The 11,953-nt window shown below is 61.0% G+C and carries 10 protein-coding genes; 5 read left to right on the top strand and 5 right to left on the bottom strand.

What is annotated here, in order from left to right; all coding sequences use genetic code 11:
- The first annotated feature begins 53 nt into the window (after positions 1-53).
- Together ACIQWP_RS12425 and ACIQWP_RS12420 are read left to right on the top strand one after the other, a co-directional pair.
- Positions 54-1,067, top strand: coding sequence for a flagellin (locus ACIQWP_RS12425; RefSeq protein WP_402787112.1), 1,014 nt, complete (start codon positions 54-56; stop codon positions 1,065-1,067).
- A gap of 185 nt (positions 1,068-1,252) precedes the next feature.
- Entirely contained in the window at positions 1,253-1,921 is a 669-nt protein-coding gene (locus tag ACIQWP_RS12420; RefSeq protein ID WP_402787109.1) for an OmpA family protein, read from the top strand.
- 58 nt (positions 1,922-1,979) lie between these two features.
- Here the strand turns inward: ACIQWP_RS12420 and ACIQWP_RS12415 are convergent, their stop codons facing one another.
- A complete protein-coding gene (locus ACIQWP_RS12415; RefSeq protein ID WP_402787106.1) occupies positions 1,980-2,387 on the bottom strand; it encodes a DUF2000 family protein in 408 nt (135 codons plus the stop codon).
- A gap of 35 nt (positions 2,388-2,422) precedes the next feature.
- Between ACIQWP_RS12415 and ACIQWP_RS12410 the strand changes: the two genes are divergently transcribed.
- Positions 2,423-3,298 carry an AraC family ligand binding domain-containing protein gene (locus ACIQWP_RS12410; protein ID WP_402787103.1) on the top strand — a complete coding sequence of 292 codons (876 nt, stop codon included), beginning with the start codon at positions 2,423-2,425 and terminating at the stop codon, positions 3,296-3,298.
- A 7-nt stretch (positions 3,299-3,305) separates the two neighbouring features.
- On the opposite strand, the gene ACIQWP_RS12405 is transcribed toward ACIQWP_RS12410, so the two are convergent.
- The 4 genes from ACIQWP_RS12405 to ACIQWP_RS12390 form a co-directional block, all read right to left on the bottom strand.
- Entirely contained in the window at positions 3,306-4,031 is a 726-nt protein-coding gene (locus ACIQWP_RS12405) for an amino acid ABC transporter ATP-binding protein (protein ID WP_402787100.1), read from the bottom strand.
- Positions 4,009-4,668: an amino acid ABC transporter permease gene (locus ACIQWP_RS12400; protein WP_402787097.1), complete on the bottom strand. Its 660-nt coding sequence runs from the start codon at positions 4,666-4,668 to the stop codon at positions 4,009-4,011. The genes ACIQWP_RS12405 and ACIQWP_RS12400 overlap by 23 nt, the downstream gene beginning before the upstream one ends.
- Complete coding sequence (locus tag ACIQWP_RS12395; RefSeq protein WP_402787094.1) at positions 4,665-5,336, bottom strand: amino acid ABC transporter permease; 672 nt, start codon at positions 5,334-5,336, stop codon at positions 4,665-4,667. Before ACIQWP_RS12395 ends, ACIQWP_RS12400 begins: the two co-directional genes overlap by 4 nt.
- A 63-nt stretch (positions 5,337-5,399) precedes the next feature.
- Positions 5,400-6,194: a transporter substrate-binding domain-containing protein gene (locus tag ACIQWP_RS12390; protein ID WP_402787091.1), complete on the bottom strand. Its 795-nt coding sequence runs from the start codon at positions 6,192-6,194 to the stop codon at positions 5,400-5,402.
- A 357-nt stretch (positions 6,195-6,551) separates the two neighbouring features.
- Here ACIQWP_RS12390 and ACIQWP_RS12385 point away from each other — a divergent pair, with 357 nt between their 5' ends.
- Entirely contained in the window at positions 6,552-7,964 is a 1,413-nt protein-coding gene (locus ACIQWP_RS12385; protein ID WP_402787088.1) for an FAD-binding oxidoreductase, read from the top strand.
- Positions 7,965-8,214: 250 nt separating this feature from the next.
- Positions 8,215-11,952, top strand: coding sequence for an AsmA family protein (locus tag ACIQWP_RS12380; RefSeq protein WP_402787085.1), 3,738 nt, complete (start codon positions 8,215-8,217; stop codon positions 11,950-11,952).
- Position 11,953: the final 1 nt, after the last annotated feature.

Here is an 11,953-nt window from a genome sequence, read left to right as displayed (position 1 = left end):
TCCAATGTTTCCTTGTATCTGTTGCGTATTGTTGCGTCCGGAGTTCATGTGTCGTGAGTGTTTTTTCGACCTTCATCAGGGTTAGTCCCTCCGTGAATACAGCACTGGAAGTGCTGAGGGACACCCAAATCAAACTGGGCAATGCCCAACGGCAGATGTCATCCGGCCTGCGGGTGCAATCGGCTCAAGACAATGCCACATACTGGAAAATCTCGACTCTGACGCATACCGACATCGGCGCGATTTCGTCGGTTCAGGATGCGCTCGGTCTCGCCGCTTCCACCGTCAGCACCGCCTCCACGGGTGTCAGCAGCGCAATCGACGTCGTGACTGAGATCAGGACGAAGCTTGTCGGCGCTTATGAGACCAGCGTCGACAAGACGACGCTCAATGACGAGCTCACCGAGCTCAAGCAGCAGCTGCGCAGCGTGGGGGAGTCGGCGACCTTCAACGGTGTCAACTGGACCGTGTTGCGGGACGGCACCGATCCGACCGCTCCGCATGAAGTGCCGGGCTCTCTCATTCGCGGCAGCAACGGAACGGTTACGATCGGCATGCTGAATTATGCAGGCGTGAGCTCGACGACCGGCCCGATCACATCGGCCGATGCGCGTTATCTGATCGATGATCAGTCAAGTGGCACCGGCGGATATGGCGTGCTGACCTCGACCTCCTTCGCGACGGAGGCAGGTGCTGCCAAGAACTACGTGCTTATCAGCAGCCAGAACGGCAATACGAGCGGCCAGGTGGAAATCTCGCTCGATGCGAATACGACCCGGGGCGCCATCGTCGACATGGTGAACACCGTGACGGGAATGCTGAACCAGCTCAAGACAATCGGGTCCGCCTTCGGCTCCCTCGAAGCGCGCATCAACCTTCAGACCGAGTTCGCCAAGAATCTCAACGATTCGCTGACCAGCGGTGTCGGCAAACTTGTCGATGCCGATATGGAGCAGCAGTCGAGCAAGGTTATGGCGCTGCAAGCCCAGCAGCAACTCGGGCTGCAATCGCTCTCGATTGCCAATGCGAGCTACAATACGGTTCTGCAACTCTTCCAGAATCGCTGATTGCCGTTGGGGGGTGGGGAGGCCGGCAGATGGACGGCTCCGCCTTTCCGGATGAGCCGGCACCCTCAAAAGCTTCGCCGATGCTCTATGCACAGGGGACAAAGGTCCGGATAAGATTTCTCTTCATGATATTGCCGCAATGCTTCATATCTGCTGCGGCCATCGAACCGGAGAGCGACGATTCTATGATCAAGAAAATTGCCATTCTTGCCCTAGCGGCAGCCTTTTTGAACGCATGCACGACCACCGACCCCTATACAGGGGAGCAGAAAGTCTCCAACACGGCAGGCGGTGCGGCACTCGGTGCGGGCGTTGGTGCTGTGGCCGGCCTTCTCATCGGTCATTCGCCGTCTTCGCGCCGCAATGCAGCGCTGATCGGCGCTGGCGTCGGGGCGCTCGCAGGTGCGGGCATCGGCAATTATATGGACCAGCAGGAGTCCGAATTGCGCGCGCAGCTGCAGGGAACCGGCGTTTCGGTGACCCGCGTTGGCGACCGCATCATCCTGAACATGCCGTCGGCAATCACCTTCGATATCGACCAGGATGCGATCAAGCCGGAATTCTTCGCGACGCTGAATTCGGTCGCGATCGTTCTGCGCAAGTTCAACCGCACGCTGATCGACGTCAACGGCCATACGGATTCGACCGGCAGCCTGCAGCACAACCAGGATCTGTCCGAACGGCGAGCCGGCTCGGTTGCCTCCTACCTCGGCAGCCAGGGTATCGATCAGCGCCGCATGTCGGCCATCGGTTTCGGCCCGTCGCAGCCGGTTGCATCCAATGCGACCGAAGCCGGCCGCGCCCAGAACCGCCGCGTCGAGATCCAGATCGCGCCGATCACCCAGAACGGCTAAGCCCTTTCAACGAAAACGGCCGGATCTTGCGATCCGGCCGTTTTCTTATGTGCATTTATCACGCGTGCATGCTTGCGCCCTTGGTGATCTTGTCGACGATTTTCTTATCAGCGCGGATGGCTATGCCGACAACCTTGGCGTCGTCGGGCGCGAATTCGGAGAAGACGGCGCGATTGGCGACATCGTGACCGGTCGAGAACATTTCCTCGATGAAGACAGAGGAGGTGACGCCGCGTTCCAGCGAGCGGCGATGAATGGCGGCGATACTCTCTTGGTCGGCCGAAAGCACGATGATGGGCTGGATCGACAATGCGTTGTAGACGTTGCCGTTGCGATCGCGATAGGCTTCGCCGATGATGTCAGGATGTTGTCCGGCTATGCCTGTCGACAGGAAGGCAGTTACGTTCAGCTTTTGCCAGGATTGAAGGTCGCTTCGCAAAACGATCGCGATTTTCGTATCGAACATCGATGGTCACTTTCATGCAGTCTGAGAATGGGACATTGCAAAAGGATGTAGCCGGACAGATCTTCGAGGGTCTTGAACGTTTGTGCGTGACGCCGGAGGCAAACCGCATCCTGTCGGCACCCGCCTATCCCGGCATCGAGCGCATCCAGGCGCAATTCCGCGGCGATGCCTTCGATCTGCATCGGCACGATACCTATGCGCTCGGGGTCACCATGCGGGGCGTGCAGACATTCCGTTACCGTGGCGAGCAGCGCTACAGCCTGCCGGGGCGGGTGATTATCCTTCATCCGGACGAACTGCACGATGGCGGAGCTGCGACCGAGGACGGGCTCGTTTACCGCATGCTGTATCTCGAGCCTTCGGTACTGTTTCAATGCCTGGAGGCGGCACGTATCGGCCTGCCTTTCGTCGACGATCCGATCGTTAGGGATGATCGGCTCGCCGGGCTGCTGCTGGCGGCGCTGGGCGAACTCGATCGTGAGCTGGATGACCTCTTCGTCGACGATTTCGTATCCCGCCTGGCGGATGGTCTCGCGCAACACGCGCGTCTGCCGCCAAGGCCGCTAGGCAGCATCGCCTGGGGCCAGGTGAAGGCCGCCCGCGACTATCTCGAGGCGCATGTCACGCGCGGCGTGGACTCACAGGAACTCGAGCGCATCACCGGCCTCGATCGTTTCGCGCTCGCCCGGCATTTCCGCGCTGCCTTCGCCACCAGCCCGCATCGATTCCTGCTGATGCGCAGGTTGCAGCAGGCGAAGCTCCTGATCGGCAGCGGCGAGTCGATCGCCGAAGTCGCCGCTGCCACCGGCTTTGCCGATCAAAGCCATTTGACTCGGCATTTCAAAAAGACTTTCGGCATCGCACCGGGTGCATGGAGCGGGATGGTGCGAGCAGCCGGACAACGAGGCTGACCGGCTTTCAGTGGTGGCCGAGGAACTGCTTGAGTTCCGGCGTCTGCGGGTTGGCGAACACGTCGCTCGGTGGGCCGATTTCGTGAACCCGGCCCTGATGCATGAAGACGACGCGGGAGCAGACATCGCGGGCGAATTTCATCTCATGCGTGACCATCAGCAGCGTCATGCCTTCACCTGCCAGTTCGCGCACAACGGCGAGAACTTCTGCCACCAGCTCCGGGTCGAGTGCGGAAGTGATCTCGTCGCAGAGAAGCGCGATCGGCTGCATGGCGAGTGCCCTGGCAATGGCGACGCGTTGCTGCTGGCCGCCGGAGAGCTCGTCCGGATAGGCGTCGAACTTGTGCCCGAGACCGACGCGATCGAGCATTTTCCGCGCCATGGCCTCCGCTTCGGCCTTGGCGATCTTCTTGACGACCATCTGCGACAACATGACGTTGCGTCCCGCCGTCAGGTGCGGAAACAGATTGAATTGCTGGAAGATCATGCCGACCTTCAGCCGGAGCGCTTTCAAGTGTAAGTCATCGGGCAGGAGCTGCGCACCTGCGACCGAGATCGAACCGTCGTTGATCGTCTCCAGCCCGTTGATGCAGCGCAGCAGCGTCGATTTTCCCGAACCGCTCTTGCCGATGATGGCGATGACTTCGCCGGGCTCGACATCAAGATTGATGCCTTTCAGAACCTCGTTGCTGCCGAAGCTCTTGCGGACTTCAGTGACCTCGATGAGCGACATTGAGCTTCCTTTCCAGGATCTGGCTGCTCTTCGACAGCGGCCAGCACAGGGCAAAATAGATGAGGGCGACGAAGCCATAGACGGTGAATGGCTGGAAGGTCGCATTGGTGATGACGGTGCCGGCCTTTGACAGCTCGACGAAGCCGATAATGGAGGTGAGGGCCGTGCCCTTGACGACCTGAACGGAGAAGCCGACCGTCGGCGGCACGGCAATGCGCAGCGCCTGCGGCAGGATGACGTAGCGCATCTGCTGGAAATAACCCATGCCGAGGCTGGCGGAGGCCTCCCATTGGCCTTTGGCGACCGCCTCGACGCAGCCGCGCCAGATTTCGGTGAGGAAGGCTGCCGACCAGAGGGTGAGGGCGGCGCCGGCGGCCAGCCATGCCGGCACGTCGATGCCGAACAGGCCGAGGCCGAAGAAGGCGAGGAAGAGCTGCATCAGCAGCGGCGTGCCCTGAAACAGCTCGACGAAGTATTTGACGGCGATGCGGCCGGCCTTGCGCTTGCCGATGCGCAGGAACAGCAGCGTCGCGCCGACGATGGCGCCTCCGGCAAAGGAGACCAGCGACAGAAGTATCGTCCAGCGTGTGGCCAGCAGCAGGCCGCGAAGAATATCCCATGTGGTGAACTGGATCATCGGCTGGCCCTGCGTGGAAAGATCAATGCGCCCACGCCTGCAAGTGCCTGCCGTAGCAGGATCGCCAGCACCAGATAGATCGCCGTGGACACGAAATAGGCTTCGAAGGCACGGAATGAGCGTGATTGGATGAAGTTTGCCGCGAAGGTGAGATCCTCCGCCGCGATCTGCGAGACGACCGACGAGCCGAGCATGACGATGACGACCTGGGACGACAGCGCCGGCCAGATGCGTTGCAGGGAGGGCACGAGGACGACATGGCGGAAGGTTTCGAATGGTGTCATCGCGAGACTGGCGCCGGCCTCGAACTGGCCGCGCGGCGTTGCCTGTATGCCGGCACGGATGATCTCGCAGCTATAGGCGCCGAGATTGATGATCATAGCGAGATTGGCCGCCGTCATCTCGTTCATCTGGACGCCGATGCCGGGCAAGCCGAAGAAGATGAAGAACAGCTGGATCAGAAAGGGCGTGTTGCGGATCAGCTCGACATAAGTGGCGACAAGGGGCTTGAGCCAGCGCGGGCCAAGCGCGCGCACCCAGGCGCAGGCGATGCCGAGGATGATGCCTAGCACGGCGCCGATCAGGGTCAGCTCCAGGGTGACGAGGACGCCCTTGATCAGGACCGGGTAATATTCGGCGAGCCAGCCGAAGTCGAAATGATAGCGCATGGGAAGATGCCTCGCTCGGACGGACCGCACAGCCAGTTAGCGGTGCGGTCCGTCGCGCGTTGATCAGAAGCCGGCAGGAAGGTCGGCACCGAGCCACTTCTGCGAGATCTTGTTCAGCGTTCCATCGGCCTTGGCGGCGGCAATGATTTCATCGACCTTCTTCTGCAGGGCCGGCTCGCTCTTGTTCAGGCCGATGTAGCAGGGGGAGTTGGTGATGAGGAATTTCATCTCGGGCTTTTTCGGCGGGTTCTTGGCAAGGATCGCTGCCGCCACGACGTTACCGGTGGCGATCAACTGTACCTGGCCGGAGAGGAAAGCCGAGATGGTGCCGTTATTGTCTTCGTAGCGCTTGATCGTCGCATCCTGTGGCGCGACCTTCGTCAGCGCCAGATCCTCGATGGCGCCACGGGTGACGCCGATCGTCTTGCCGGAAAGATCCTCCGGCTTGGCGGCGGCAGTGTCGGCCGGGCCGAAGATCCCGTTGAAGAAGGGTGCATAGGCATCGGAAAAGTCGATGACGGCCTGACGCTCGGCGTTCTTGCCGAGGCTCGAAATCACCAGATCGACCTTGTTCGTCTGCAGATAGGGGATACGGTTGGCGCTGGTGACCGGCACAAGCTCGGTCTTCACACCAAGCTTTTCGCCGATCAGGTTGGCCATGTCGATGTCATAGCCCATTGGCGCCATATCCGTGCCGACGCTGCCGAAGGGCGGGAAGTCCTGCGGAACGGCGACGCGGAGCGTGCCACGCGAGGTTATGTCGCTCAGGGCATCCGCCCGAGCCGTATGCGGGGCGGAAAGCGATCCCATCGCGGCCATCGCGATGCCGAGTGCCATGAGCAATTGTCTGCGCTTCATCGAAAATCCTTCCAATCAGGCTGTGTGAAAGCTGCAAGGCAAAAAGCAAGACCCATGCCAGTCGATGGAGTAATGCCGGCGCTCCGCCGATTACTGAGCTCGGCATCAGGGAAGTTTATCGCCGATGATCAGTTTGCTCGGCATTCTGCTAAAAAAATGGGCGATTTCCTGCTCGCGCTGTTCATCAGGACAGCCGGCTGCCCGCGCCGCCGAAATCGATCCGGATCAAAGATTTGAGAGGTAGGACGGCACAGCAATTGCTGTTTATTTTCATGACTGGACAGCGCCGCGCCGATGTCCCATAGAACCGACAAGAGGGTTAACGCCCTTGGATGATCGCGATGGGAGATTCGGATTATGGTTCTGGCTGATGCGAAGGCGGGAGCACGCAACGAGGCGGGGATATCGGCCGTTCTCGGCATTCTCAAACAGGCTTTCGGGGAGCGTTTCCAGACCGGCGAAAGCTTTCGCGCCCAGCACGCCCACACGACGACCTATATCCCGCCGCAGCTTCCTGACGGTGTGGTTTTTGCGGAAACCAGCGAGGATGTGCGGGCCGTCGTCAATGCCTGCGCAGAACACAAGGTTCCGGTCATTCCCTTCGGCATGGGTTCTTCGCTCGAAGGTCAGGTCAATGCGCCGCAGGGCGGAATTTCCATTGATTTCAGCCGTATGAACCGCATTCTCGAAGTCAATGCCGAGGATCTGGATTGTATCGTCGAGCCCGGCGTCACGCGCGAGCAGCTCAACACCTATCTTCGCGACACCGGATTGTTCTTTCCGATCGATCCGGGCGCCAATGCTTCGATCGGTGGCATGGCATCGACGCGCGCCTCGGGCACGAATGCGGTGCGCTACGGGACGATGAAGGACAATGTGTTGTCCCTGACCGTGGTTACCGCCAATGGCGAGGAAATCCGCACCGCGCGACGCGCCAAGAAATCATCGGCCGGCTACGATCTGACACGGCTTTTCGTCGGCGCTGAAGGCACGCTCGGCGTGCTGACCTCGATCACGCTGCGTCTGCAAGGCATTCCGCAGAAGATCGCCGGCGGCGCCTGCGCCTTTCCGGATATCAAGGCGGCCTGCGATGCCGTCATCATGACGATCCAGATGGGTGTTCCCGTCGCCCGCATCGAGCTGCTCGACGCCGTACAGATACGGGCGTGCAATCGTTATTCCGGCCTGACCTATGATGAGAAGCCGACGCTCTTTCTCGAATTCCATGGCACGGACGAGACCGTCGCGCTACAATCGGCGCAGTTTGCCGAGATCGCGGCGGAGTGCGGCGGGGGCGAGTTCCTCTGGACGAGCAATGCGGAAGAGCGCAACAAGCTCTGGAAGGCCCGCCACGATGCCTATTGGGCCTGCCGCGCGCTCGCGCCGGAGCTGTCCGCCCTGTCGACCGATGTCTGCGTGCCCATCTCACGTCTGGCGGAATGCGTTGCGGAGACCCAGGCCGATATCGAGGCGCATGGCCTGCTGGCGCCGATCGTCGGTCATGCAGGCGACGGCAACTTCCATGTGCTTGTCCTGTTCGACGACAAGACTCCGCAAGGCATCGCCGTCGTCGAGGATTTCGTTGGGCGCCTCAATGCGCGTGCACTCGCCATGGATGGCACGTGTACGGGCGAACACGGGATAGGGCAGGGCAAGATGGCGTTTCTCGAACAGGAACTCGGCGCTGCGGTCGATCTGATGCATCAGATCAAGGAGTCGCTCGATCCGGATGCCATCTTCAATCCCGGAAAGATATTCCGCAGGCACTGAAAGATGGAATATTTTCATGATCTTGGCTTGCTACGCGCGCGAATGAGGCTAGGCTGCAGCCGCTCTTTTCCGGTTTTTGTCACGAAAAGCCACATGTATGCGCTAGATGGGGTGGCATACCTCTTAAAAAGAACTGCTGTGATCGGCAGGGATCGGGTAGAACTGTGCATATTCTAGGTTATGTCGTGTATGCGCTCTGACAAGCGACGGCTTGGCTCATGTTGGGAATGAAGATTGGAGACGATACGCGTTGTTAGGTAGGGTCCTGGTTTTTCTGGGTGGGTTGCTCGTGGTGGTGCTGTTCGTGGCGCTGCTCGCTCCGCTCTTCATAGACTGGACCGATTTTCGCAAGAATTTCGAGGATCAGGCAAGCCGCATAATCGGCAAGAAGGTGACCGTTCACGGCACCGTGGATGCCCGCCTCCTGCCGTTCCCATCGGTGACGCTGCACGATGTCCGCGTCGGCCAGGAGGCCGATGGGACGCCGCTCGTGCAGATCGACGAATTCTCCATGGATGCCGAACTCGCGCCTTTCCTTTCCGGCGAAGCGCTGATCTTCGACATGCGCGTATCGAAGCCCAAGGTGCGGCTGCGGTTGCTGAAGGACGGTACGCTGGACTGGATGCGCGGCAGCCAGCCGGAAATTCCGGCGAAATCTGTGGTGCTCGAAAGCGTTCACGTCGAAGACGGCGATATTCTCTTCATCGACGAGCAAACGGGCAGAACGCGGCATGTCACCGGCCTGAACGCCCAGATGTCGGCGAGGTCGCTTGCCGGGCCATGGCGCATCGAGGGCGATGCGGCACTCGACAACGAGCATGGCAATTTCACCATTTCCAGCAGCCAGCCTGACGACAACGGCGTCTTGCGCGTCCGAACCAGGCTAATGCCGGATCGCCATCCCCTCAATGTCGATCTCGACGGCGAACTGAAACTCGTCAACAGCAAGCCCGACTACATGGGTTCCTTCACGGCCGGGGTCAACGACAAGCAAGCCCGTGATTCTGCCGATCAGAAGGCGCAGCCTCGCATCAAGGGCCGTTTCGAGCTGACGAATGATCGCATTCGTGTTCCCGAATACCGTCTCGAAGTCGGCGCCGACGACGATCCTTATGTGGTCACCGGCGAGGCGACACTCGATACCGGTTCCAAGCCGGAATTCCTGCTGACGGCCGATGGGCAACAGATCGACGTCAACCGCCTCGGCGGCAACAAGGGTTCCAACGGCAAGACCAATCGGAATCCGGCGATCTCGGTGCGTCAGCGTCTGAACAGCCTGATTGCGATCGCCGCCGAAATCCCGGTGCCGCAGGTTCCTGGCAAGGCGACCTTCAGGCTGCCGGCAATCGTCGCGGGCGATACGACTATACGCGACGTGCAGCTCGATCTGGAGCCGGCGGGGACGGGATGGAAGATCGACCATGCCATCGGCACGATGCCCGGACGCACCCAGGTCGAGGCGCGCGGCAATCTGATGCTACAGGGCGAGCCGAATTTCATCGGCAATCTGGTCGTCGCGTCCAACCAGCCCTCCGGCCTGGCTTCGTGGCTGGTCGGGTCCGTCGATCCGGCGATCCGCCAGTTGCGTCAGGCCGGTTTTTCTGCCGATGTCAGCCTGCGGCGCGAAGAACAGCGTTTCGACAATCTGGAGATCGCAATCGGCCCGGCTACGCTGAAAGGCCGGCTTGATCGCCAGAGCGGGACGGACAAGACCCCGCCGAAGCTTGCCGTCGACTTGACCGGCGACGCGCTCGACCTCGACGCACTCAGGGCGCTGACCGGGCTGTTTACGGGACAGGATACCGGCGAATCTCTCTTCGATCACCGGATCACCGCGCATCTGCAGGCCGACAAGTTCATGGCCTTCGGCGTGCCGGCCGACAATGTCGATACCTCCTTCTCGATAGCCGACGGTGCGCTGACGCTCGACAAGCTTTCGGTGCGCAATGTCGCCGGCGCCGAAATCACCGCCACGGGCCGCGCCGATGGTTCGCCTTCCGACTACAAGGGATCGGGAGAGATCACCTTCAAGGCCGCCGATCCGGGGCCGTTTTTTGAAATGCTGCGCCAGCATCTGCCGCAACACCCCGTCATGGACCGGCTGGTGCGCAATGCCGCCTGGTATGGAAACACGGCGCTTCGCGGCGCGGTGACGCTTGGCGGCGATCAGGACAATGCGCTGACCGTCACGCTCGCCGGCGTTTCCAACGGCAGCCGCGTCAATTTCGATTATCGCATGTCGGATCTCTCGGCTTTCACCGGCAAGGGCACCACGACCCTGGAAGGAACACTGGAAAATTCGGTGACGTCGATCCTGTTCGGTCAGGCGGGCCTTGATCCGCTGCCGGTCGAGGCCGACGCCAACGGCCGCCTGACGCTGAAAGTATCTGCGAATGGCACCGATCCGGCCGATGCCTCACTGACGTTTGCGACCGACAAGACGTCGTTCACGGCGAACGGCAAGGTCGATGTGCGTCCCGCCACCTTCCTCAACGGCAACTTGGCGCTATCGCTCGACAGCGCTGACATTGATCCCTATTTCGTCATGAACGGCATCGGCATTCCGCAGATGGGCTCTGGCTTGCCGGTCAAATTCCAGGCCAATGCCGCGCTGAACCCGGACAAGATCGTGTTTTCCGACATGAAGGGCCTGTTTGCCGACAACAACATGTCCGGCACGCTGACCGTTGATCGGAAGGCGCAGAACCTCAAGGCATCGGGCGAACTGGCGCTCGACAAGGTGGATCTCGACTGGCTGGCGGAAGCCATCTACGGGCCGATAAGCGATCCGAAAACGGGTGCCCTCAACAAGGACAAGCTCGGCTTGCCTGCCTTCAGCGGGATGGACATCGGCGTCAAGCTTTCGGCAAAGCAGGTATGGCCCGGCATATTCGGCCCTATCTCGAACTTCACCGCCAATGCCGCCTATAGGGGCGAGGAGTTGCGGCTGAACGACCTGACGGGCGGCTGGAACGGCGGCACGCTGAGCGGCAGCGCAATGCTCGCCAATTCGGACGGTACGGGCCTTCTGCAGACGAAGCTCAGTCTCACCAATGGCGATCTTGCCGCCGTTGCCTGGCAGCGCGACGGGGCGCCACTTGCCACCGGTCGCTTCGGTCTTGCGATGAATGCCGAAGCGAGCGGCAAGAGCATTGCCGACCTTGCCGCCAATGCCAGCGGCTCGGGAGAAATCAAGCTCGGCGAGACGCATGTGCGTGGCCTCAATCTCTCTATCCTGCCGCCTTTGCTTTCGGCGACGGATCAGATTCAAGGCGATATTACCGCCGCCAAGGTATTTCCGATCGTGCAGACGCTGCTCAACAATGGCGAGGCTGTCCTTCCGGCCACGAGCATTCCCTTCAACATTTCAACGGGTGTGGTGCGGGCGTCCAATATTGCAACCGGCAACGATCTCGCAAAGCTCTCGGGCAATGCGGAAATCAGCCTGCCGGATGAGCGTATGCGCGGGTCTTTCGGCATTGATTTCAATGCCGGCGCGGAAGCGCAGAGCGGGGCGGAGCCGGCCTTGCGCCTTGATTTCGCCGGACCGCTGGCAGCGCCTGGCCGGACGATGGATGTCACCGACGTCACCAGCTTCCTATCGGTTCGCGCATTCGAGCGCGAGCGCCGCCGCGTTGAGCGCTTGCAGGCCAATGTGCTTGAAAAGCAACGGCTGCGGCGTGAGGTGGGGCTCTATAAATATGTAGCAGGCGTGCGCGAGGCCCAGCGCCAGCGCGATGCCGCCATCGAGCAGCAGCGTCGCGCGGAAGAGGAGCGGCTGCGCGATCTGGCCCGCCAGGCGGCCGCGCAAAAGCAGGTCGAAGAAGAGGCGCGCGCCAAGCAGGCAGCGGAGGAGGCAGCCAAGGCCAAGGCTGCTGCCGACGCGCGAGCCAGGGCCGAAGCTCAGCGTCCGCCGGCATCCAACAATCCGGCTCCGCAGACGACGGCACCTTTGAACTTCAATGAATTGCCGGGAGTTGCCCAATAGG

The sequence above is a fragment of the Rhizobium sp. NPDC090279 genome, from assembly GCF_044769665.1.
In the GTDB taxonomy this organism is placed as follows: domain Bacteria; phylum Pseudomonadota; class Alphaproteobacteria; order Rhizobiales; family Rhizobiaceae; genus Rhizobium.
Note: the sequence above shows the minus strand (reverse complement) of the source record. Positions and strands in the feature narration are given on the sequence as shown.

Bases quoted from the DNA above. Each gene is read 5' to 3' on its own strand.
- ACIQWP_RS12420 (WP_402787109.1), top strand. From the start codon at position 1,253: ATGATCAAGAAAATTGCCATTCTTGCCCTAGCGGCAGCCTTTTTGAAC.
- ACIQWP_RS12415 (WP_402787106.1), bottom strand. From the start codon at position 2,387: ATGTTCGATACGAAAATCGCGATCGTTTTGCGAAGCGACCTTCAATCC.
- ACIQWP_RS12405 (WP_402787100.1), bottom strand. From the start codon at position 4,031: ATGTCGCTCATCGAGGTCACTGAAGTCCGCAAGAGCTTCGGCAGCAAC.
- ACIQWP_RS12400 (WP_402787097.1), bottom strand. From the start codon at position 4,668: ATGATCCAGTTCACCACATGGGATATTCTTCGCGGCCTGCTGCTGGCC.
- ACIQWP_RS12395 (WP_402787094.1), bottom strand. From the start codon at position 5,336: ATGCGCTATCATTTCGACTTCGGCTGGCTCGCCGAATATTACCCGGTC.
- ACIQWP_RS12390 (WP_402787091.1), bottom strand. From the start codon at position 6,194: ATGAAGCGCAGACAATTGCTCATGGCACTCGGCATCGCGATGGCCGCG.
- ACIQWP_RS12385 (WP_402787088.1), top strand. From the start codon at position 6,552: ATGGTTCTGGCTGATGCGAAGGCGGGAGCACGCAACGAGGCGGGGATA.